The sequence below is a fragment of the Fluviicola sp. genome, from assembly GCF_030151805.1.
In the GTDB taxonomy this organism is placed as follows: Bacteria; Bacteroidota; Bacteroidia; order Flavobacteriales_D; family Crocinitomicaceae; genus Fluviicola.
Genome location: NZ_JASLCN010000413.1, coordinates 1 through 21,269 on the forward strand (window position 1 = coordinate 1; position 21,269 = coordinate 21,269).

Genomic DNA, 21,269 nt, shown 5'->3' on the forward strand with positions numbered 1-21,269 from the left:
ATCCTGCAGATTTTTGTCAGCAGGTAATTTCCGATACTTCTGCATCTTCCACTTGTGAATTGGTTTACAAATGGGTCAAAGAAATCGGACATTTGGATGATCTGGATGAAATTTCCGGTGCTGCGATTTATCTTGGAATCATGACGGATACGGGATCTTTCAGATTTCCATCCGTGAGCGCGTTTACACACGAAGCAATCGGAGATTTGATCCGGAGAGGTGTGAAGCATTTCCTGATTCATGAAGCGGTTTACGATACAAATACGGTGGATCGGATCAAACTCAGAGGTTTTGCTTTATCGGAAAAATTGGTTTGTCTCAATGACATGCATGTGGGATATGCTTCTCTTTCCGAAGCCGAGTTGAACCGTTTCCATTACCAAAAAGGCGATACGGAAGGATTGGTGAACCAGATTCTGGGAATCCAGGGAATCAAAATGGCGGTGTTGTTCGTGGAGAAAGAAGGAAAAGTCAAAATTTCCTTCCGTTCCAAGGGAGATTATTACGTCAATGAATTGGCAAAAACACATTTCGATGGTGGCGGACACGCCTATGCTTCAGGAGGAATTTCGTCTGAAACACTTGAAAAAACAGTCGAAAAATTTGTAACATTTGTAAAAGATTTCATTCCTAAAGCATGATAAAAAAAGAATTTGTTTTTTGCCTGCTGTTTCTTTGTTCCTGTTCGGAAGAGGAAAAGCAGCCCAAACGGGTCAATTGGAACATCGAGAAATCCACCGAAATGAACAAGGAGCTGGCAATTGAGCAGGATTTGGATATCGATTTGTATTTTGCACAACACGAAAACTGGGAAGTCAAACAAACCGGAACAGGATTGCGCTACGTGATTTTCAAGCAAACAGATGGCGAAATAGCGAAACCGGGCATGGAAGCAAGAACTCAATACAAGATCAGTTTGTTGGACGGAACGGAAGTCTATAAAACGGCTGCGGATGAAGTAGATATTTTCAAGATCGACAAGAGTGATATGGAATCGGGAATCCACGAAGGAATCAAATTGATGCGTGTGGGTGAAAAGGCAAAATTGGTTTTCCCGAGTCACCTGGCTCATGGTTTGGTTGGAGATTTCGAGAAAATCCCGCCACTTTCACCTTTAGTAGTAGATATTGAATTAATTGGAATAGAATGAAACTGGCTAACTGTTTAATGAGTGTTTTGATTTTATCAACGGCATGTACTTCAGGAGTAGATACGGCAGATAATACACCAAAAGCACCAACTACACGTAAATTTGATCAGGGACTTTCCGATGCGGAAAAACTGATCGAACCGAAAAAAACAATTGAAGACAAGAAAACGTTTCCGAACGGAATCCGCATTCAATGGTTTGAAAAAACAGATGGCCCGTTGGTTCAGGAAGGAGCTGTTTACGAAATTAATTTCAAGACCAAACTGGAGAACGGTGAAGTGGTTGACGGAAACTACAAACTGCAAAGAGACATGCTTCCTTTCCTGGTTGGATATGGAATGCAAACGCCCGGATTTGACCTGGCAATGAAAGAATTGAGAGTCGGAGACTTTGTGGAAGTATTCATTCCCGGAAAACTTGCCCGCGGGAAAAAGGGAATTCCCGGAGTTATCCCGCCGAATGCTCCGAATATTGTGATGTTACGTGTTGGAAAGGAAATCAAACCGCTTAAAACCGTTGACGGTGTGAAAGTATGGCGTTTGGAAGAAAATCCGGAAATGACCGATGCGAAAGTCGGTGAAAATTCCAACCTGGCGATTCATTATTTCGTCGGGACCAAGTCGAATCCAAGATACGATAATTCATACCAGCGAAATGTTCCTTTTGGTTTCGGGATGAAAGATGCTTCCCTGATTCCGGGGTTGAGAAAAGGCATTCTGAACACGAAAATGTATGATAAACTCTACATTGTTGTTCCGGCAAAAGAGGCATACGGTTCAAGAGGTTATGTGGATTTGGTGAAACCGAACGAAGATCTGTTCTACGACATTATCATCATGGATGTAGACGGAAAATCCGCCAAACAAATTGAAAAGTAAAAAGGTAAAATTGACAAGTGGAAAAGTTGTTTAAAGATGCATTGTTTTTCACACTATTGAGCAGTTTAAAACCTTTTAACTTTTGACTTATCAATTTTCAATTTTAAAGATATGAACTTGTAAATGTTGGAATTAACGTTTTTTTGCAAGTGAAAATTGTCTTTTTTTTGTTAGTTTTGCGACACCCAGAACATACCAAGATAAAAAATCATGAACAAATTTCTTTATTTCTTCCTCCTCGTTGTTTCGTTTTCCGGATTTGCACAAACTCCTATTGATACTGTAACTACTGAGAGAGGCAAGATGGTTCTTTACTCGAACCGAACTTGGAAATTCCTGATGGATGAAGAGTTTGACGGGATTCTGAACGAAGCCCTTTTTAACCGTATTCAGGCAGATACAAACCTGAATCTGGTTCAAACATGGGATAACGATATTTGTTTCACATCTGAAAGAACCAATGATTTGTCGCGCATGAGCGATACGCTTTGGTTGTGCCTGGTGGATGATTTACACAAAGAATTTATATCACCTGTTCCCGGAATCGTGACTTCGCGTTATGGGTACAGAAAAGGAAGATATCACAACGGAATTGACTTGAATCTGCGTACGGGTGATACGGTAAAAGCAGCATTTTCAGGTCGTGTTCGTTATGCAAAATGGAATGACGGAGGTTTCGGAAACCTGGTAATCATTCGTCATTACAATGGTTTGGAAACGTTTTACGCGCATCTTTCAAAGCATCTGGTAGCTCCGGATCAGGAAGTGAAGGCAGGTGAACCAATCGGATTGGGAGGAAACACAGGACGTTCATTCGGTGCGCATTTGCACTTCGAAGTACGTTTTTATGATGCACCGATGAACCCGGAAGAAGTCATTGATTTTGCTAAAAAAGAACTGAAAGACGAAAACCTGATGGTTCATAAGCGCTTGTTCAGACCCGGAGCAAAACCCAGCGACGAAGAAATTTCAGGAGAATCCATTGCATCCGTTCAGGCAAGAACAGAAGCCGCAGCAACCCGGAAATATTACAAGATCAGAACAGGAGATACCCTTTCTCAAATTGCTGCCAAAAGCAATACAACTGTCTCCAGATTGTGCAAACTCAACGGAATTCGCCCTACGACCTTGTTGCAGGTTGGAAGACAGGTTCGTGTGAGATGATAAATCTAGTTTAAATTGATTTATCAATAGAAAACAATCTTCATTAACTTATTGTTTTTCAATTGTTTGAACTGTATTCAACTTATTTATTGAAACTTGTTGTTTCAACTAAATGATTCGTCCATTTTTTGTTCAATACTGTTAAAAATTTGGTTTGTACTGGCGATTTACCTAAATTGCTTTTATGTCGTGCAATTATAGAATCGTTTTAGTAACAGATGGAGGGTCTGACGCCTTGCTCGTCCCGATCGTCGGGTTAAGCGCCTTGTCGCGAAGGATTCATGCTGTTGATATTGACCGTTCCCTCTATAATTGGATTGATTTATTGGTTGCTTCCGGCGACAGTGTTTTACTCGCCAGTTTATTGGCTAAGCACCAGATTTCCCTTATTGAAGAATTGGGGGCGCTGGAAAAGCTTTTGAAGTATCAGAACAACGGTTATAGTAAAGAAATGGTTTCGCGTTTGTTTGACGAAGACGACACTTTGTATTCCCTGCGAAAACACTTCCTGTTTATGACTTATGATGTTGATTCGGATGAATTGTTTCAATTTTCAGATAGCAGGCCAACCCAGCAATCAATTAAAATCGATTCTGTTTTGAAAGCGTGTATGGGAAATCCGAACGAACAGCAATTCATCAAACTGGGATACAGAAGATTAATGAATGCAAGTCAGTTTACGCCCAATCCGATTCTTCAGGCAATGCATTACGCAGATTGTCTGTATCAGGATGATTCGGTGGTGATTGTCAGCATTGGTTCCGGAAAACACAAGGATGCGGATTTGGAGCAGCAATTTTCAGAACAGGCGCAGGCTGAATTTGAAAAAGAAGTGCGGCAACATAAAAAATGGCATTACTTCCGCTTCAATCCAGAATTTGAACGGGATGATTCGATGGAAACCAAGATCGCAAAAACACGTGCTTATTTTGAACATGAAGCCCCGAGCATGGATCGTTTGTTTCATTTGATGGAGATAAAATCCGGGAAACTTGTCTAAAAAGTTCAAAAGTTCAAAAGAGTTTGTTTTAAAAACTTTTCACTTTTCAATTCTCACTTTTCAATTGATTTTGTTAAGATTTCTCAAAACAATATTTCCGGTAAGCTTGCCGTTATGCTATTTCTCCTATTTTTGTCGTCATGAAATGGATGTTCTTAATTCTCACATTACTATCACTTGCGAGTTGTAATTCGTACAATCGAATTTTAAAGTCGGATGATTACGAAGCTAAATTTAATGAAGCAAACCGCCTTTACGATGGTGAAAAGTACGAGAGATGCGTTGCTCTTTACGAACAGGTTTATCAAAGAAGCCCGAGAACTCCGCAGGGAGAAGTTGCTTTCTACCGTTTGGGAAAAGCTTGTTTTGAAGTGGAAGATTGGTATCTGGCAAGTTACTATCTGAGTGCTTTCCCGTCCAAGTTTCCATATTCTCCTAAAGTAGAAGAAACCACTTTCCTTGCTGCCCTGTGTGCTGTACAAAACAGTCCGGAGGCTTCCCTGGATCAGCATGAAACAGAAGTTGCGCTCAATGAATTGCAGAATTTTGTTTCCCGTTTCCCGAACTCCGAAATGCTGGATACTTGTAATGCGATCATGGATAAATTGCGGTATAAGCTGGAAACGAAAGAAATGATGAATGTGCGTTTGTATTCCAAAACGGAAAACTACCGTGCAGCCGTTGTAAGCTCGGAGGCGTTCCTGGATAATTATCCGAGATCAAAATACAGAGAAGAAGCCTGGGCTATTTTGATGCGAAATTCCTATCATTTGGCATTGAATAGTATTGAATCTAAAATGGAAGACCGAATCGCTAAAACAAATGAACGATTTAATGTTTTTCTTGTAGAATTCCCAAATTCAGACTATCTTCGCGAATTCGAAGGGTATGTTGAGAAATTGAAGAAAATCGATGTTCCCGCAACTAACAAGTAAAATAAATAGAAGAAATGAGCTTCAAAAACAACAATGCTGAGCGTTCAACTGTGACGCGTGATACAATTGATTTAGAGCAAACTACAGGTAATATCTATGAATCAATTGTAGTATTGTCTAAAAGAGCAAATCAAATCAGCTCTTCAATGAAAGAAGAATTGACTGCAAAATTGCAGGAGTTTGCTTCATCAACAGATAATTTGGAGGAGATCTTCGAAAACCGTGAGCAAATTGAAATCTCCCGTTTTTACGAAAAACTTCCGAAGCCGGTTGCAGTTGCAATTGAAGAGTTGAAAGAAGGACAAATCTATACTAGAAAAAACCAAGAGTAAATAAACTCCTATGTCTTTAGAAGGAAAAAAAATTCTGGTTGGTGTTACCGGCGGAATTGCAGCGTATAAAATTGCTTCCTTCGTAAGATTGTTAAAAAAACAAGGGGCAGAAGTCAGATGTATGATGACTCCTGCCTCTTCTGATTTTATTACACCGCTCACACTTTCCACCTTATCGGAATCTCCTGTCGGAATTGAATTTTATGATTCCAAAACAGGAGAATGGACCAATCACGTTGAATGGGCTCTTTGGGCCGACGTGATGATTTTCGCTCCGGTTACCGCAAATTCCCTTGCTAAAATGGCTCACGGCTTTTCGGATAATTTCCTGATGGCAACTTATCTGAGTGCGAAATGCCCGGTTTTTATTGCTCCGGCAATGGATCTCGATATGTACCAGCATCCGACAACAAAGGAGAACATCGCGCGTTTGGAATCATTCGGATATACGATCATTCCTGCCGAAAGCGGATTCTTAGCCAGCGGATTGGAAGGGCAGGGAAGAATGGCAGAACCCGAAACTTTGCTGCAATATTTGCAGGATCATTTTCACAAAGACGAACGTTTTACGGGGAAGAAAGTGTTGATTACCGCTGGGCCGACTTACGAAGCAATTGATCCCGTAAGATTTATCGGGAATCACTCTTCCGGAAAAATGGGATTCTCTTTAGCGGAAGCCGTTGCATCCAAAGGAGGCGAAGTGATTCTGATCAGTGGTCCGAGCAGTTTAAAAGCAATCCACAAACATATTCAGGTCATTCGCGTTACTTCTGCATTGCAGATGCTGGATGCCGTTCAAAAGAACTGGGGCCAGGCTGATTGGGGAATTTTCGCTTCAGCTGTTGCGGATTACCGCCCAAGTATTGCTGCGGATCAGAAGATCAAGAAAACAGCAGAAAACCTGCATATTGACCTGGAGAAAAATCCGGACATTCTTTCCTGGGCGTCCGCGAATAAAACAGCTCAAAAAGTGGTCGGATTTGCTTTGGAAACCCAAAATGGGTTGGAATATGCCCAAAACAAGTTGGAGAAGAAGCAACTGGATGCGATTGTACTGAATGAAATGGGGGAGCCAGGCGTTGGTTTCGGAACGGACACGAATTCAGTTAAATTAATCTTTAAAAGCAATAAAATACGTAGCTTTGAGTTACAGTCAAAACAAGAATTGGCTTTCTCGTTGTTGAATGAATTGATGAATAATTTTGTATGAATAAAATTCTAACCCTTGTCTTTTTGGCCCTTTTAACGAAAGGTTATTCCCAGGAATTAAATTGCCAGGTTTCGATTGTTACAAACGTTAAAACGGAAGTTACTTCAGCCGAAAAAGAATTATTTGATCAGATCAAACAGGTTGTTACAGATTTGATGAACAATACGAAATGGACTGATGAGAAATTCAAGGTAGAAGAGCGTATTAACTGTCAGATGCAATTGCAGATTAACACGATCAACAACGGTAATTTTACCGGTTCTATCCAGGTGCAATCGAGCCGCCCGGTTTACAACGGCTCGTACAATACAACGTTGTTCAATTTCCAGGACGATAATTTAGAATTCAGCTACACGCGAAACAGTGTTTTGTTATATGCCGAAAACCAGTACCGCGATAATTTATCTTCGCTGCTTGCGTTTTATGCATACTATATCATTGCGTTGGATTTTGATTCCTTTTCACTGCAGGGCGGAACAAAGTATTTCCAGGAAGCACAACAAATCGTAACGAATGCACAAACTTCTACCAGTAAAGGTTGGAAATCTAACGAAACAGGAAAGAAAAACAGGTATTGGTTAGTTGAAAATGCGCTTCAGCAGTTGTTTGAGCCTTTGAGAGAATGTTATTATGAATACCACCGCTTAGGGATGGATCATTTATACGACAAGCCGGATGATGCGAAAAAAGCAATTTATACCGCTTTGGAAAAACTATCCAAAATCGCAGCTGCAAGACCGAATTCAATTAACATCATTAATTTTGCATATTGTAAATTGAATGAGTTGAAAAACCTGTATTCGCTGTCTAAACCGGAAGAAAAAACACAAATAGTTACAGTTTTGAAAAAAATAGATCCTGCGAATTCAACTAAATACGAGGAAATTCTGAACTAATGCTAAAATCCCTTTCTGTTCAAAACTTTGCGTTGATTGAACATGTTTCTCTTGATTTTCACAAAGGATTACATGTCATTACCGGAGAAACCGGTTCCGGAAAGTCCATTTTGCTCGGAGCCTTAAACCTGATTCTGGGCGAGCGCTCGGATTTTTCTGTTATCCGGAATCCGGAAAAGAAAACAGTTGTAGAAGCCGTTTTTGATTTGAACCCGGATTTCAAAGAATGGTTCGTTCAGGAAGATATCGATTGGGATTCAGAAACAGTTATCCGCAGAGAAATTACAAGCCAGGGAAAATCCCGCTCATTCATTAACGATACACCAGTTCAATTGAGTCAGTTGAAAGAATTGACCGAACAGTTGGTTTATATTCACTCGCAGCACGAAACACTGGAAATTAAAAAAACGCGGTTTCAGTTTGATTTGCTGGATTCTTACGGGGATTCGTTGGAACTTGCGAACCAGGTTTCAGGGCTGTATCATCAGATTCAGCGCTTGCGTTCCACAAAAGATCAATTGGAACATGCAAAATCGAACCATTTACAGGAACTCGATTATGTGAAGTTTCAATTGGATGAACTGGAGCAATTGGATTTGGATAAAATCAATTATGAAACCCTGGAGCACGATTTTTCAAAGCTTTCGAAAATTGATGATCTGAAAGAAGCGTATGCTTCGATTACTGCTGCAATTGACCAGGAAAACGGAGCAACGGATTTGTTGAGAAGACTCAAATCACACATTGATAAGTGGAAAGATGCAGATGCGGAACTGGGAACTATTTCGAATCGTTTGAATGAGGTGATTGTGGAATTGGGAGACATTTCCCGTGATTCCGAAAGACAATTGAACCAGCTGGAAGGAGATCCGGAAGCACTTTTCCGTTTGACAGAATTGTTGGATGAATACAACAAAATCCTGAGAAAGCATCATTTGTCGACGCAGGAAGAATTGATCGAATACCGGACTGCTTTAAGCGATAAAGTAAGCGATTTTACATTTTCGGATGAGCGCATTGCAGCATTAATCATTGAGATCGAAGCGAAGGAAAAAGAGTTGCATCAGCTTTCAACGAATCTGTTTGAAAAGCGTTCGAAAGTCATTCCTAAACTGGAAGTTTACTTGCTTGAATTGCTGAGTGAAATGAAAATGGAGCATTCCCGATTCCAGATCGTGTTGAACAAACTGGATAAACCGGATGCAAATGGCGGAATGACGATTCAGATCTTGTTTTCGGCAAACAAAGGCCTGGAATTGAAACCGATCGAACGTGCAGCGAGTGGGGGAGAATTATCCCGCGTAATGCTGGCAATCCAATTGGTGATGAGCGAGAAAAAAGCGCTTCCGACATTAATCCTGGATGAAATTGATACCGGTGTTTCCGGCGAAGTAGCCCTGAGAATGGGGAAATTGCTGAAAGAAATGGGGAAACACCTGCAGGTATTTGCAATTACTCATTTACCGCAGGTTGCTGCGAAAGGAGATTTCCATTTTGAAGTTTCGAAATCACATGAAAACAGCCAGACGATTTCCAGTATCGAACAGTTGAATGATGTGCAGCGTATTGAAGCATTGGCGAAATTGATCTCGGGAGAGCAGGTAACGGATCTGGCAAGGTCTTCGGCTATTGAATTGATGAACTGAGTTTGATTTAATTCCGAATGCCGAATTCCAAATTATTTTTATTTCGTAATTCGTAATTCGTAATTCGTAATTCGTAATATCGTTAATTCTATAACAAATAAACAACCATCGGGGTTTCTTTCCGTATCTTTACTAAATAAATTCAGAGATTATGTTGAAGATCGTGTGGTTGGCTATTTCATTAACCAGTTCAAATTTCGGAGGAACAACACTTTTTCCCGCAGAACAAACGGCGATTGCACTGTCCGGTGAGACAATTAAAATGCGTGTAGGAGCTCATCTTGTGAATTGTTCCGGAAATGCGGAAGAGACTAAAAAATGCTATTCCGTACAAAAAGGTGCTACCATTGGTATGGACAGTTGGGAAGTGTTACCGCAACCAATCGAAGGATTTAATTTTGAAGCAGGATTTACATATGATTTGATCGTAAAGATCGATCTTGTTGAAGGTAAAACCGGTGCGGAACGATTCAAGTACACACTCGTTCAAATTATTTCTAAAATCAAGGAGTAATACAGACTTTTTCTTCTATCTTTAAATTATGGAGAGGAAATGGGTTATTACCGGATTAATACTGATCATTATTGCGATTATACTCGGTGCATTTGGTGCTCACGGGTTGAAATCGCTTACGAAAGACGAAACGATTCTGCAGTCTTTTGATACTGCTACGAAATATCAATTTTTTCAGGGATTGGGATTTTTAGTGATTCCTTTCATCAATGTCCGTTTTCAAGTTCAGAGCAAAACTGTTTTTTCGCTGATGCTTTTCGGGACCATCTTCTTTTCGGGAAGTATTTACGGACTTACAGCTGCTAAACTCAACGGATTCGAATCGTTGAAGAAAGTGTTCGGACCAATCACACCGATTGGAGGTTTGTTGATGATCTTAGCATGGTTTTTATTGTTGATCCGCGTAATCAGGCATCCTCAATCATGAATTTTTCTGTTACTGTATTGGGTTCCGGGACTTCTCAGGGCATTCCTGTGATTGCGTGTGATTGTCATGTCTGCACTTCGCAGAAAAAAGAAGACAATCGCTTGCGCTGCTCGGTTTTGTTGGAAATCGACGGACGAAATTTCGTGATAGATGCGGGTCCTGATTTCAGACAACAGATGCTTAAATTTCAGGTGAAAAGCCTGGAAGCGGTTTTGTTTACGCACGAGCATAAGGATCACATGGCGGGCCTGGATGATGTACGGGCATTCAATTTCATTGAGAAAAGAGACATGGATATTTATTGTTCCGGGGCGGTTGAAGCAGCTTTGAGAAGAGAATATCACTATGCTTTTTCAGACGATAAATACCCGGGAATTCCGCAGTTGAACATTATCAATATTGAAAATAAGCCCTTTAAAATTTCCGGCGATATCCCGGTGGTTCCTGTTGAAGTGATGCATTACTTCATGCCGGTATTCGGTTTCAGGCTCGGTGATTTTGCCTATATTACGGATGCGAAGACGGTTAGCCCGGAAGAAGTGGAAAAATTGAAAGGAGTGAAGGTCTTAATTGTAAATGCTTTGAGAAAAGAACCTCATATTTCGCACTTTAACCTGGAAGAAGCGCTGGCTTTCATCCATGAAGTGAAACCTGAAAAAGCCTATCTGACGCATATTTCACATATGTTCGGAACGCACGAAGAGATTGAAAAAGAATTGCCGGAGAACGTCTTTGCTGCTTATGACGGACTCAAATTGATTTTTCAGGATTAAACAGGTTTAAAAGGAAATGGTTTAATCTTTTGGATTTCAATGCAATTCAGTGAAGCGCCGGAAATATTCCTTGGAAGCTTGAAATTAAATTCTAAATTTGTTCTCAAATCAAATGATTATGTCAAAATTATTGGAAGGAAAACGTGGAATCATTACCGGAGCATTGGATCAAAATTCAATTGCCTGGAAAGTTGCTGAAAAAGCGCATGAACACGGAGCTACTTTTGTTTTAACAAATGCCCCGATCGCTATGCGAATGGGGGAAATAAATGAATTGGCAGAAAAAACAAATTCAAAGATTATTCCTGCCGATGCAACAAATATCGACGACCTGAAGAAACTCTTTACAGAGGCGCAGGAAATCTTGGGCGGTAAAATTGATTTTGTACTGCATTCAATCGGAATGAGTGTTAACATTCGTAAGAATATTCCATATCAAGACCTGAATTACGATTTCTTTCAAAAAGGAATTGATGTTTCGGCACTTTCATTACACAAGATGCTTTCCGTAGCTAAAAATATGGATGCAATCAATGAGTGGGGAAGTGTAGTGGCACTTACGTATGCTGCGGCTCAAAGAACGTATCCTTTTTATACGGATATGGCGGATATTAAAGCGATGTTGGAGTCAATCGCGAGAAGTTTCGGATACCATTACGGTTTGGAGAAAAAAGTGCGTATCAACACGGTTTCTCAATCTCCGACAAAAACAACTGCAGGTTCAGGAATCAAAGGATTCGGTGATTTCTATGATTATGCAGATGCAATTGCACCACTTGGAAATGCAAGTGCTGAAGATTGTGCAAACTACTGTATTTCGTTGTTCTCTGATTTGACAAGAATGGTAACGATGCAGAACTTATTCCACGACGGAGGTTATTCCACTACCGGAGTAAGTGATATTGTTATGGAAAAACTCGGAATCTGATTCCCGGAAAGAAATAAAAATTAAAATCAAACCAAGAGGGGGACGCGATTCATCGTGTCCCCCTCTTGGTTTTCTGTCTTTTCCTGAGTTCCCGTTTCTGCCTGATTGAACAAGTGGCCTGATTCTCATACTAATTACTACTTTTACATCGTTACTACTAAAAACGAACCTATGAAAAAACACTGTCTGATATTGTTGGTCCTCTTGTCGTGTTCCGCATTTGCCCAGGAACTGAATGTAAAAGGAGGAAGGGGAGGTTTACTTTCTTTCGGCCAGCGGACAACCTTAAGTACTTTTAACGGAGATCATGAACGTGCAGCTGTTGGTTTGGGCGGACAGTTTCGGCTTCAATTATCGGATCGGGTGAATACAGAATGGTTTATGGATTATTTGCCTGTTACCAATCAATTCACACGAAGAAATGATTTGCATATCGGCTGGAGCGTGATGTTTTACCTTTTGAATAATCCGACGCCGAAAGTGCAGCCGTATATCCTGGCAGGACATTGTTTTGACAGAACTTTGCAAACGGAACTGGCAAACCGTGAGAACAAAATTGACCGCTGGAGCAGTGCTGTTCAGGGCGGATTGGGTGTTCATTTTAACCTGACTCCGCGTTTTGATATTTCACTTTCCAGCCAGTATATGATCCATTTGGGAACGGATATTCATTCCCATGTGGAAGAGGATGGAAGTGTTCATTTCGAAAAGCATAAAGGAGGTTCGCTGGAAGGCCATTTATTGACTTCGCTTACATTAAACTATAAAATCGCAGATTTATGGAAATCAAAAAGAAAATAAGTTTGCTGTTTTTGGTTTTTGGAACCATTACATCGTATTCCCGGGCACAGATTATTGCTGATGGAGAACGCGAAGGATTGTTGCAAACCACAGCCAGTATTTATCCGTCACAGCAATTAAACACCAAAGGCTTGAATTTGTATGTCGGAGGATATCTGAATTACCATTTTGATGATAAATACAGTTTCCGTGGAGATATTTATCAATTTATCGGTGCACAGACGAAACCCGGATATGTCAATGATCATTTGCAGGTTCAGGCCGGGTTTATGCGTTATTTTCCGGTGAAAAGACTGGATCCATTTGTAGGACTTCAGGTTGGTTTTTCGGCCATTCAAACCAATGAGCGAAGCGAACGCATTTACAACTCCGCTTTTGCAGTTAAGGCCGGATTGAATTATCACGTGTATAAATTCTTCTATTTCTTTTTGGAATGCCAGTACATCCATCAAACAGATCCGTGGCATGCAAGACCGCTGGATCAATTTATGGGAACAGGAGGATTGGGTTTTCAGCTTCCGGTTAAAAACATCCGGCAATAGTTAGAATGATATAAATAGTTCAAATGTTCAAATGTTCAAATGTTCAAATGTTCAAATGTTCAAATGTTCAAATGTCTTTTGATTAAACAACTTTTCACTTTTCACTTTTCACTTTTCCATTTTCAATTGACTTTTTAACTCTTTGAACTTTTTTTGACCGCTTGAAGATTTATCCTCCCCAGTCGCAATTCTGTTCCGGATCGGAGCAATTGAATTGCAAAGGCGGATCTTCATTATCGCGTTCAATTCGCTGCCGCAGATCCAGAATTTGGTGTGCTTCATCATACGAAAGGCATTTCGCCTTCAAGATTTGGTCGAGTTCTGCCAGTACAACGGCTTTCGGATGCATGTAAATGCGGTGTTTCATGTCTTCAATGGCTCTTACGCGAAGCTTGAGTAAATCTCTTTTAAAGAGATCACTTTTCTGAATGGCTTGAAAAGATGCTTCCAGGAATGCGTGATTGTTCCCGTCGCCGAGTAATGAACCTCCTCCGTAATCCCAGGTGCGTTCAAAGAAATTCAGCCAGGAAGGATCGTGTCTGGCCTGATCTCCTTCTGCCATGATTTTCAGTTTGACGAATTCATCGTCTGCTTTTCCTTTCGTGAAGGCTGCAAGAGTTGCCAGATCCACGTAATTATAGTTCATCACAAATTCAGAGCACTCAGCCTCACAGGATGAACGCAGCGCAAAGGATTTATCGATAAAACGCATGGCTTCCATTGCATTGTAGGCATCGTCCGGAAATTTAGTGTACATATCGTTTTCAATGGTTTCAAACAGGGCTTTTCCATTATGATACACACGAGCGAACTCAATGTCTGTTTTCACAGCAGCCCAATCGCTCATGTAGGAAACAATCTTTTTGACAGTTTGTCCGGGAAGCAGTTTGGTGAGTTTTTTTATCTGAGCAGCTGTCAGATCGTGCACGACCGGATTCCGCATACTGCTGTCGGCAGATTTTGCAGGAACATCATCACTTTTCCTGCTTTCCGTTTTCGGCTCTTCCTTTTGGGGAACTTTTTCCTTTTCTTTGGGAGAATCCGGGGTGTTGCATGAAAACAATGCAAGAGAGATGAACGTACAATAGATGAGTTGCTTCATGGCGAATGATTAACTTCAAACTAAAATAACATTATTTTTAAGTTCAATATCATAAAATAATTGTTCAAACGTTAGAATGGAATGATGAAGCGGATCAAGTTGTTTTTCCTGTCACTTATTTGTGCGCTGATGGTCATTCCGTCTTATGCGGAGAAAAACAATCCGGACTTTTTTATTGTGGATTCCTGGGTTAGTGGTTTTATTTCCGGATTGATAAAGAATAAGGAAAAAAGATGGAAAAATGCCTGGAAACGAGCCAACCAAAGTGCCCGGAATGATTTGAGGATTTGGGGAGGTTTATTTGTTTCGGATACGAACCTGACTTCAGGAAAACGCTTCCTGGAAGTGGGTTCCCGATTGACTTACCAGGGACCTCAAACCGGAATCGGTTTTTTCATGGCGCATTTTTACAATACGGTTTTGTGTCGGGTGAATTCGGTCAGCCATCCGAATGGAAGTACGCTGCTGAATATGAATGTAGGCTGGACCGGAATCTGTTTCGGAAATTACATTCTGACGAAAAAGGCGAGTGCCCCGGATCCGGATAATCGTATTTTTCAGCATGAATACGGGCATTATCTGCAAAGTAAACGAATGGGCTTTGCATATCTCATCCGGGTTGGTCTGCCGGCAATTATGAGCACGGGAATTCACGATGAACACCCGGTAGAAGTGGATTGTAACCGGGAGGCTTTCCTGTATTTTAATAAGATCAATCCTTCGTTTCAAAATGATTCGGCGTATCACGATAAAAAAGGATGGGACTTTCTGTATAATCCTTTTCCGGATACGATCGGAATTAAGAAAACAACAGCAAGTGGACGAAATACGTTTCAATACCTGAACTACAGAGATTCATTGGATCGAAAGCATGTGGAGGGTTTGAAGGTCAAAGCCAAATGGTTTGATTATGCCGGATGGCTGGCTTTTCCTACTCCTGCGATTATCGGGGTTTGCAATGCAGCGAAATACAACAAACATGCAAAAAGTGAAAGCAGTATCCGGGTTTTAGAAATGGAAACAGCTCCAAAAACAACAAACCCTTAAACTTAAATTTTGCCCGTAATATCGTAGGCAAGATAACCGATCATTTCCTTCATTAAACTGTGCCAATCGTTCATCGTACTTACATCGGGAATAAGTATTTCGTCGATTGTGTAGGAGCGTTTTGGTCCGGTATACAAATCCGTTGAATAGGTATCGCAATTCACACCCAGTTTTTCGAAACAAGCCCGGGCTCTTCGCATGTGTTTGCCGGAGGTAACCAACAAAATGGATTTCGAATTCGGAAAAAGCCGGTCCAGAATTTTCTTTGACTCGACTGCATTTTCGTAGGTGTTTTTGGATTTGGTTTCAGTAATGATAACGTGTTCGGGGATTCCCCATTTAATCAGTACTTCTTTCAATTGGGTTGCTTCGTGCAAGCCTTTGTCGAACAGATATCCATGATCTCCGGTAATTAAAATCCGGTCAATCTTTCCTGCTTTATACAGGGAAACCGTTTGCCAGATTCTGTCAATTCCTCTTCTGGCGCTCAGTACTTTTAAATCATTGTTGTATTCTGCCATTCCGGTCAGAACTACGGCAACATCGTGGTGTTTGACCAAAGCAGGAGGGGTTCCGAAAACTTCCCACTGACGGCAAAATTCTTTAAAAATAAAGGTATTGCTAAAAAATAAGGCAATGAAAATAGCTGCATATTTAGCTCTTTTTGCACGCACGGCTTTTTTCGAAAAGAAAGCAAAATAGAGTGCTGCTAACAGCCACGTATAAGGACTGATAGTAAACAGCAGAATTTTTGAAAGAATGAAAAACATCGGTTTTATTGAATCAAAAAGGAGATTATTCAAAAATAAAAAAAGCACCCGTAACTAACGGACGCTTTTCAGAAAATTAATCGTTTGATTATCTGATCAAATGTACAAACGTTTGACCATCAATTTGTTTATCACCTTTGATAGATGTGATTTTATATGTTACAAAGTAAACTCCGTCATCAGATAGCACACCGTTTACTTTTCCATCCCATTTCGGATTCAATCCCGAACCCTGGAAAACAGGATTTCCCCAACGGTTAACCACTTTGAATTCGATGTTGGAGTAATTGGTCACTGTGAATTCAAAGTAATCATTGTCTCCGTCACCGTTTGGAGTAAAGATATTCGGGATATTGAAGATCGGTTGCGGGTAGTTACAAGATCCGTCATTTGCTACTGCATTCGGATCGTAATTCACTGCTAACGGGTCTGTACATCCACAAGTTTGAACAGCTACACTTACGTATGTTGTATCGGAACAGTTGCTGTCATCATATGCGATCAACATAATCGTTGCATCTCCTGAATACGTGTGATGCTGCGTGCTTTGATCGTTTACATTGACGTTACCGCCACCGTCACCAAAGTTCCATTGATAATGCGTTGCATTTTGACTGTTATTTTCAAACGCTACATCAAAAGGAGCACAACCTGCTAAAGGATTCGCATTGATAATTGCTGTAGGAGGATTTTTGATTTTAATCTGAACACTGTCTTCATCACTACATACATCATCCACTACACGGAAGTAATACCATCCCGGTGAACGGTTTGTCCAAACTGTTGAGTTTACAAAGCTCGGGTTTGTTGCTCCCGGACCATGCCATGTATACATTGGCTGGTTATTGACAGCAGTAATTCCGGAAACATATGCTACAACAGCTCCGTCGTTTGCACAGGCACTTACGTCGTAAGCAACCAAAGAGTCGATATTAAGTAATTTATTAACTACCAGTATCACACTATCCTGTCTGGTAAATCCACAACCGTCGGAAATGGTTACATGATATGTTATGGAATCATGTTCTGCGCCACCTGTCGGTAAGTTCTGTGGGTTATTCGTGCTTGGAATATCCGTCCAGTTTACAGTATACGGAGGAATTGCTCCTACGATATTTGTTACCTGAACAGAAGGATTTGTTGTCGGACAATAAGAGTAGGCATAATCCTGCAGGTTGTAATTTAAGTTATCGTTATAAACATGAATGGTAACCGGTGAAGATGTACACTGCAAAACACCCATGGTATCGTAAACACTCACTGTAAATGTTGAATCTGAACCAGGTGCTCCTGCAATAATCGTGTTGTTGGTTCCTGTTAAACCGTTACTCCAAATCAGGTTCACATTGGAAGAACAGCTTCCTCCCATTGCGTTAATAACAATATTGTCTAATCCCCAGTTATCATAGCCATTTCCGGATGTGTTTTGTTGAAACCATCTGAAAGATGTGCTTGTTGTATTCGCAGCCGGTGGAATAGGAACAGTATATGATCCCCAGCTTGACATTGAAGAGCTACCGGTTGCACCAGGAGTCGTCGCTGTTGGAATGCTTGTTAAAACGGTTCCGTCCCATGCATAATAAGCGATTGTTATCCATGTTGCTCCACCGTTTGTACTGTATTGCAAAGCAACACCCTCATTCCATTGGTCAAGTTGCTCACAAGGTGAAGAGATCGTATTTGCATAGATCATTTCAAACGTAACAAAACCTCCCGGACAATGAATATCGAAAGCAGCTGTTGTGATCGCTGGTGTTGTAGATGTTGTTGACGCCCAATAGAACGGAGTACCGTCTGGCGATGGCGGAGCACAAGATGGAGTAAAGGCAAGACCACCGCTGGTAGACCAACCGGATGGAATGTTACTCGTGTTAAAGTCAAAAGACTGGTTACCATTCAAAAGAGATCCGCTCGCTGTAACAGGAACAGGTGATCCCGGACAAACAGTTGTATCTAATGGTGAAACGGAAATATAACAGTAATTTGATTGACCAAACAGGCTCGCTGTTCCTGCCAAAAATGCTATAAATAGTATTAATTTTTTCATAACTTATTTATTTAATGATCAATCCTTCGGTACTAATAAATAAAGGCGTCCAACTGTTTTTCAGGTTGTGATTAAAAAAAGTCGCGGAAAGCGGTGAACGTCCGTCATAAGAATTTCCCTCAATAGAAGAATTGGCAGGAATAGTCAATGTCTTCACATATTCATTGCTATTGCAACCGCTGCATCCCATATCGAAATGGATTGCTAAGGAGTAGGAAACAGTTATATCTTTGTTGCTTGTGTTTTCAAGCTTGATAACCAGGTAATCAACATTCTGAGCGCCCTCATTTGTATGGGCTTCTTTTTTAGCATAGAATTTGATTCCTTTTACTTCCTGGAAAAGGTTCCAATCCGTTTTAATTGTTTCTACAGGGATTTTACTTTGGGAAAAAGCATTGCCGCTGAACATCAGGAAAGCAATAGCTGCCAGAGTGAATTTGGTTAAATCACTAATCTTCTTCATAATCTTCACGTTTGATTCTAAAACGAATTTATTAATTCATTCGTTGCATGAAGGTAGATTATATTTTGAAAAATGTTGCCAGAATATAAAAAAGAAATTAAAATATAATGAATTTCAAATTGCTTGTTAAAATGTTTGAAAACATGTTAAAATCAAATTTTTTGTTTGTTTTTATTTTTTAAGTCATTCAAACACAAATCAATAGAAGGAAATTGAAATTGAAACCCAAGTTTATTTAATTGCTCCGGATGTATGAATCGGCTCTTCAAAACCAGTTCGTTTTCAGTTCCGATTATCAGTGCTCCGAGACGTAAAAAAATCTTCGGGTGATTGATAAAACAATGAATATTTAAACTTTTTCTTAGTTCAAATTGAAAAAGTTTATTTCGAACCGGATTCGGACTTCCTACATTGTAAATTCCAATAGCTTGATTGTTTTCAAACAGAAAAAAAACGGCGCTGCAGAAATCTTCTATGTGAATCCAGCTGATTTGTTGATTCCCTTTTCCCATTTTTCCACCCAGACCGAAACGCGTGAGTCGTTTGAGAACCGGATAAACTCCTCCGCTTTCTCCCAGTACGATAGTTGTCCGGAGTACGATTTGACGAACCGGAAGGTCTTTGAAAGCGAAGAATTGTTTTTCCCAGGCTTTACAAACGTTCACGGAAAATCCTTTACCGATGATTCCGTTCTTTTCCGTATTGGGATTTTCCAATGAATGCTCGTAAATGGTGGCACTTGCCATATTCATCCAGCACTTTGGTTTGTTGATGCAATCTTCAATTGCTTCCCCGATAATCCGGGTGCTGTCTAAACGGGAGGCAAAAATGGCTGCTTTGTTTTTTCTGGTATATCTGCAGTTTACAGACTTTCCTGCCAGGTTGATGACCAAATCGGCATGTTCCAGTTCGATTGTCCAGTTGCCTTTGGTTTTACCATCCCACTGAACCTGTTTAACGGAAGCAGGAAGGTTTTTCATCAGCGTTCTGGAAATAGCAGTAATTTGATAATCAGGGTGGTTTTTAACGGTATAATCAATAAGCGCCTTTCCGATAAATCCGTTTGCGGCAAATAAAACAATCTTTTTCATGACTGAACGATTAAATGTGAAATACGAGCGGATAGATGAGAATTCTGAAAACAATCCAGGTCAAACTCAGTTTGTAATCCCAGTCTTTTAGCTGAATTCTTCTTTTGTGCTCGAAAAACAGGAAGCAAATCGTTATTCCGAAGCAGATTACAGCAAAGAACGGCGTGTCAATTCCGATAAATCCGAGTACTTGAATAAGCAATCCGAAACCAAGCAGAACAAGTGCTCCTAAAAATGAGGTAAAAGCCAGGTGACCAAGATAATCGTATAGGTTTTTCTGGCTGAACAGCAGAAAGAAACTGGTTTGAAAAAGTAACTGAAGCGTAAGAAGAACGAAATCATTGACCGGATTTTCGACTAGAAATGGTGTCAGAAAGTTGTTGAAATACCAATGAACAATTAAATAGGTAAACCAACTGATCAATGCAATGAATGTGAAACGCCAAAAGACAGATCTGGAAGGTTCACACGCGCAATCCACTTTTTGTTTCGGGCCCGGTGCTACGATTTTCCGATTGTAGCTAACCAATAAATAAAGGAGTTGCAGTAAATAATTGACCGGTTTGAATTTCCCGATCGTTCCGATGAGTTTACATCGTTGGCTAAGAATGACTAATAAACTGTCGACACCGTAGGTCACTTCTTTGGTATCATGATTGAAACAGGCAATTTTGGTTTGTGCTAAATCCGGATCAATCACGCCTTTGAAGTCCTGAATGTGTTTGGTGTAAGAAACTCTTCCCTGAGGAGTCAGAAACTGATACTGGACGAATTTTGCTGTGTACCAGCGACATAATGGACAATCTTCGTCATACAAAAGTGAGATGTTTGCTTTCATGATTCTATTGTTTTCTATTTATTCAAAACTTTCAATATATATTGAAAACAAAAGTCAAAAAAAATGTTCTACTTGAACAAGTTTAAAATTCTTCCGAAAAAAACATGTTCATCTGCTTTCATCAATGTGCTCGAGAGAGAATCCAGACGAGTCACCAGGCGTTCGATATTTTCGATCGTTGCAACAAAAGAAATAGACTCGTAGGATTGTTCTACTTTTTTCAATTCTGCCAAATGCTGCTGAAGCGGTTCGAGTTCTCTTCGCTTGCGTTCTTTCACGATGCGTTTTGCGACTTCCCACATATCTTTTTCAGCGCGAAAGTATTCCTTTCTGTCTCCGGGAATACTTTCTTTGTAAATCAGATTCCAATTCGTCAGTTCACGGATATTCATGTTCGCATTTCCTCTTGAAATGGACAATTTCTCCATGATTTCTTCTGTGCACAGCGGATTGTCGCTTACAATGAGCAGTGCGTGAACCTGGGCCATAGAGCGATTGATTCCCCATTGGGTTCCGAAGTTCCCCCACGTTTGAATAAATTGCTGTTTGGCTTGTTCTAATTCCATGAATCAAATATATACAATATTTTCAATAATAATTGAAAATTAATAGTTAATTCCGTAAAATATTCAAGGATTGGGATTTACCGTTTTGAGAAACCACTAAATTGTACAATCCGTGAGCCAAATGTGCCAATGAAACGGACGTTTGATCG

General features: G+C 40.3%; 24 protein-coding genes. 17 read left to right on the top strand and 7 right to left on the bottom strand.

Annotated features, from left to right (window positions below; translation table 11 throughout):
* From Q1V93_RS15540 to Q1V93_RS15615, 16 genes are all read left to right on the top strand, one after another.
* Window positions 1-641 (top strand): DHHA1 domain-containing protein (locus tag Q1V93_RS15540; protein WP_300665917.1); only part of this gene is annotated, 641 nt, incomplete at its 5' end.
* Window positions 638-1,150, top strand: a complete 513-nt coding sequence (locus tag Q1V93_RS15545) for an FKBP-type peptidyl-prolyl cis-trans isomerase (RefSeq protein ID WP_300665918.1) — start codon at window positions 638-640, stop codon at window positions 1,148-1,150. The genes Q1V93_RS15540 and Q1V93_RS15545, both read left to right, overlap by 4 nt.
* The gene (locus Q1V93_RS15550; RefSeq protein ID WP_300665919.1) at window positions 1,147-2,028 is read left to right on the top strand and encodes an FKBP-type peptidyl-prolyl cis-trans isomerase; all 882 of its coding nucleotides are present in this window, start codon (window positions 1,147-1,149) and stop codon (window positions 2,026-2,028) included. Before Q1V93_RS15545 ends, Q1V93_RS15550 begins: the two co-directional genes overlap by 4 nt.
* 210 nt (window positions 2,029-2,238) lie before the next feature.
* Entirely contained in the window at window positions 2,239-3,192 is a 954-nt protein-coding gene (locus Q1V93_RS15555; protein ID WP_300665921.1) for a M23 family metallopeptidase, read from the top strand.
* A gap of 184 nt (window positions 3,193-3,376) precedes the next feature.
* Window positions 3,377-4,192, top strand: coding sequence for a hypothetical protein (locus Q1V93_RS15560; RefSeq protein ID WP_300665923.1), 816 nt, complete (start codon window positions 3,377-3,379; stop codon window positions 4,190-4,192).
* Between the two features lie 140 nt (window positions 4,193-4,332).
* Window positions 4,333-5,127 (top strand): outer membrane protein assembly factor BamD, encoded by a 795-nt coding sequence (locus Q1V93_RS15565; RefSeq protein WP_300665925.1) that lies wholly within the window; start codon window positions 4,333-4,335, stop codon window positions 5,125-5,127.
* A 14-nt stretch (window positions 5,128-5,141) separates the two neighbouring features.
* Entirely contained in the window at window positions 5,142-5,459 is a 318-nt protein-coding gene (locus tag Q1V93_RS15570) for a DNA-directed RNA polymerase subunit omega (RefSeq protein WP_124745168.1), read from the top strand.
* A 10-nt stretch (window positions 5,460-5,469) separates the two neighbouring features.
* A complete protein-coding gene (coaBC, locus tag Q1V93_RS15575) occupies window positions 5,470-6,669 on the top strand; it encodes a bifunctional phosphopantothenoylcysteine decarboxylase/phosphopantothenate--cysteine ligase CoaBC (RefSeq protein ID WP_300665926.1) in 1,200 nt (399 codons plus the stop codon).
* Window positions 6,666-7,565, top strand: a complete 900-nt coding sequence (locus Q1V93_RS15580) for a DUF4835 family protein (RefSeq protein ID WP_300665927.1) — start codon at window positions 6,666-6,668, stop codon at window positions 7,563-7,565. The genes coaBC and Q1V93_RS15580 overlap by 4 nt, the downstream gene beginning before the upstream one ends.
* Window positions 7,565-9,211, top strand: a complete 1,647-nt coding sequence (gene recN / locus Q1V93_RS15585) for a DNA repair protein RecN (RefSeq protein WP_300665928.1) — start codon at window positions 7,565-7,567, stop codon at window positions 9,209-9,211. The genes Q1V93_RS15580 and recN overlap by 1 nt, the downstream gene beginning before the upstream one ends.
* A gap of 151 nt (window positions 9,212-9,362) precedes the next feature.
* Entirely contained in the window at window positions 9,363-9,725 is a 363-nt protein-coding gene (locus Q1V93_RS15590; RefSeq protein WP_300665930.1) for a DUF4377 domain-containing protein, read from the top strand.
* A gap of 28 nt (window positions 9,726-9,753) precedes the next feature.
* Window positions 9,754-10,152: a DUF423 domain-containing protein gene (locus tag Q1V93_RS15595; protein ID WP_300665931.1), complete on the top strand. Its 399-nt coding sequence runs from the start codon at window positions 9,754-9,756 to the stop codon at window positions 10,150-10,152.
* Window positions 10,149-10,925, top strand: a complete 777-nt coding sequence (locus Q1V93_RS15600; RefSeq protein WP_300665932.1) for an MBL fold metallo-hydrolase — start codon at window positions 10,149-10,151, stop codon at window positions 10,923-10,925. Before Q1V93_RS15595 ends, Q1V93_RS15600 begins: the two co-directional genes overlap by 4 nt.
* Window positions 10,926-11,043: 118 nt before the next feature.
* The gene (locus tag Q1V93_RS15605) at window positions 11,044-11,853 is read left to right on the top strand and encodes an SDR family oxidoreductase (RefSeq protein WP_300665933.1); all 810 of its coding nucleotides are present in this window, start codon (window positions 11,044-11,046) and stop codon (window positions 11,851-11,853) included.
* 171 nt (window positions 11,854-12,024) lie between these two features.
* Entirely contained in the window at window positions 12,025-12,654 is a 630-nt protein-coding gene (locus Q1V93_RS15610) for an outer membrane beta-barrel protein (RefSeq protein WP_300665935.1), read from the top strand.
* Window positions 12,633-13,196 carry a hypothetical protein gene (locus tag Q1V93_RS15615; RefSeq protein WP_300665936.1) on the top strand — a complete coding sequence of 188 codons (564 nt, stop codon included), beginning with the start codon at window positions 12,633-12,635 and terminating at the stop codon, window positions 13,194-13,196. The genes Q1V93_RS15610 and Q1V93_RS15615 overlap by 22 nt, the downstream gene beginning before the upstream one ends.
* Before the next feature lie 169 nt (window positions 13,197-13,365).
* Here Q1V93_RS15615 and Q1V93_RS15620 read toward each other — a convergent pair whose 3' ends face one another.
* A complete protein-coding gene (locus tag Q1V93_RS15620) occupies window positions 13,366-14,298 on the bottom strand; it encodes a hypothetical protein (RefSeq protein WP_300665938.1) in 933 nt (310 codons plus the stop codon).
* A gap of 84 nt (window positions 14,299-14,382) precedes the next feature.
* Between Q1V93_RS15620 and Q1V93_RS15625 the strand changes: the two genes are divergently transcribed.
* A complete protein-coding gene (locus tag Q1V93_RS15625) occupies window positions 14,383-15,345 on the top strand; it encodes a hypothetical protein (protein WP_300665939.1) in 963 nt (320 codons plus the stop codon).
* Window positions 15,346-15,347: 2 nt separating this feature from the next.
* Here Q1V93_RS15625 and Q1V93_RS15630 read toward each other — a convergent pair whose 3' ends face one another.
* From Q1V93_RS15630 to Q1V93_RS15655, 6 genes are all read right to left on the bottom strand, one after another.
* The gene (locus Q1V93_RS15630; RefSeq protein ID WP_300665940.1) at window positions 15,348-16,115 is read right to left on the bottom strand and encodes a YdcF family protein; all 768 of its coding nucleotides are present in this window, start codon (window positions 16,113-16,115) and stop codon (window positions 15,348-15,350) included.
* 88 nt (window positions 16,116-16,203) lie between these two features.
* Window positions 16,204-18,162: a gliding motility-associated C-terminal domain-containing protein gene (locus tag Q1V93_RS15635; RefSeq protein WP_300665942.1), complete on the bottom strand. Its 1,959-nt coding sequence runs from the start codon at window positions 18,160-18,162 to the stop codon at window positions 16,204-16,206.
* Window positions 18,163-18,169: 7 nt separating this feature from the next.
* Complete coding sequence (locus tag Q1V93_RS15640) at window positions 18,170-18,625, bottom strand: hypothetical protein (protein WP_300665943.1); 456 nt, start codon at window positions 18,623-18,625, stop codon at window positions 18,170-18,172.
* A 152-nt stretch (window positions 18,626-18,777) separates the two neighbouring features.
* The gene (locus tag Q1V93_RS15645) at window positions 18,778-19,716 is read right to left on the bottom strand and encodes a TIGR01777 family oxidoreductase (protein WP_300665945.1); all 939 of its coding nucleotides are present in this window, start codon (window positions 19,714-19,716) and stop codon (window positions 18,778-18,780) included.
* 10 nt (window positions 19,717-19,726) lie between these two features.
* Window positions 19,727-20,554: a hypothetical protein gene (locus Q1V93_RS15650; RefSeq protein WP_300665947.1), complete on the bottom strand. Its 828-nt coding sequence runs from the start codon at window positions 20,552-20,554 to the stop codon at window positions 19,727-19,729.
* A gap of 68 nt (window positions 20,555-20,622) precedes the next feature.
* A complete protein-coding gene (locus tag Q1V93_RS15655; RefSeq protein ID WP_124745185.1) occupies window positions 20,623-21,120 on the bottom strand; it encodes a MarR family transcriptional regulator in 498 nt (165 codons plus the stop codon).
* Window positions 21,121-21,269: the final 149 nt, after the last annotated feature.

Excerpts from the sequence above, each read along its gene's own strand:
- Q1V93_RS15605 (WP_300665933.1), top strand. The coding sequence starts at position 11,044 with ATGTCAAAATTATTGGAAGGAAAACGTGGAATCATTACCGGAGCATTG.
- Q1V93_RS15545 (WP_300665918.1), top strand. The coding sequence starts at position 638 with ATGATAAAAAAAGAATTTGTTTTTTGCCTGCTGTTTCTTTGTTCCTGT.
- Q1V93_RS15555 (WP_300665921.1), top strand. The coding sequence starts at position 2,239 with ATGAACAAATTTCTTTATTTCTTCCTCCTCGTTGTTTCGTTTTCCGGA.
- Q1V93_RS15630 (WP_300665940.1), bottom strand. The coding sequence starts at position 16,115 with ATGTTTTTCATTCTTTCAAAAATTCTGCTGTTTACTATCAGTCCTTAT.
- Q1V93_RS15580 (WP_300665927.1), top strand. The coding sequence starts at position 6,666 with ATGAATAAAATTCTAACCCTTGTCTTTTTGGCCCTTTTAACGAAAGGT.
- Q1V93_RS15610 (WP_300665935.1), top strand. The coding sequence starts at position 12,025 with ATGAAAAAACACTGTCTGATATTGTTGGTCCTCTTGTCGTGTTCCGCA.
- Q1V93_RS15615 (WP_300665936.1), top strand. The coding sequence starts at position 12,633 with ATGGAAATCAAAAAGAAAATAAGTTTGCTGTTTTTGGTTTTTGGAACC.
- Q1V93_RS15640 (WP_300665943.1), bottom strand. The coding sequence starts at position 18,625 with ATGAAGAAGATTAGTGATTTAACCAAATTCACTCTGGCAGCTATTGCT.
- Q1V93_RS15650 (WP_300665947.1), bottom strand. The coding sequence starts at position 20,554 with ATGAAAGCAAACATCTCACTTTTGTATGACGAAGATTGTCCATTATGT.
- Q1V93_RS15595 (WP_300665931.1), top strand. The coding sequence starts at position 9,754 with ATGGAGAGGAAATGGGTTATTACCGGATTAATACTGATCATTATTGCG.
- Q1V93_RS15570 (WP_124745168.1), top strand. The coding sequence starts at position 5,142 with ATGAGCTTCAAAAACAACAATGCTGAGCGTTCAACTGTGACGCGTGAT.
- Q1V93_RS15565 (WP_300665925.1), top strand. The coding sequence starts at position 4,333 with ATGAAATGGATGTTCTTAATTCTCACATTACTATCACTTGCGAGTTGT.
- Q1V93_RS15620 (WP_300665938.1), bottom strand. The coding sequence starts at position 14,298 with ATGAAGCAACTCATCTATTGTACGTTCATCTCTCTTGCATTGTTTTCA.
- coaBC (WP_300665926.1), top strand. The coding sequence starts at position 5,470 with ATGTCTTTAGAAGGAAAAAAAATTCTGGTTGGTGTTACCGGCGGAATT.
- Q1V93_RS15590 (WP_300665930.1), top strand. The coding sequence starts at position 9,363 with ATGTTGAAGATCGTGTGGTTGGCTATTTCATTAACCAGTTCAAATTTC.
- Q1V93_RS15655 (WP_124745185.1), bottom strand. The coding sequence starts at position 21,120 with ATGGAATTAGAACAAGCCAAACAGCAATTTATTCAAACGTGGGGGAAC.
- Q1V93_RS15560 (WP_300665923.1), top strand. The coding sequence starts at position 3,377 with ATGTCGTGCAATTATAGAATCGTTTTAGTAACAGATGGAGGGTCTGAC.
- Q1V93_RS15625 (WP_300665939.1), top strand. The coding sequence starts at position 14,383 with ATGAAGCGGATCAAGTTGTTTTTCCTGTCACTTATTTGTGCGCTGATG.
- Q1V93_RS15645 (WP_300665945.1), bottom strand. The coding sequence starts at position 19,716 with ATGAAAAAGATTGTTTTATTTGCCGCAAACGGATTTATCGGAAAGGCG.
- Q1V93_RS15600 (WP_300665932.1), top strand. The coding sequence starts at position 10,149 with ATGAATTTTTCTGTTACTGTATTGGGTTCCGGGACTTCTCAGGGCATT.
- Q1V93_RS15550 (WP_300665919.1), top strand. The coding sequence starts at position 1,147 with ATGAAACTGGCTAACTGTTTAATGAGTGTTTTGATTTTATCAACGGCA.
- recN (WP_300665928.1), top strand. The coding sequence starts at position 7,565 with ATGCTAAAATCCCTTTCTGTTCAAAACTTTGCGTTGATTGAACATGTT.
- Q1V93_RS15635 (WP_300665942.1), bottom strand. The coding sequence starts at position 18,162 with ATGAAAAAATTAATACTATTTATAGCATTTTTGGCAGGAACAGCGAGC.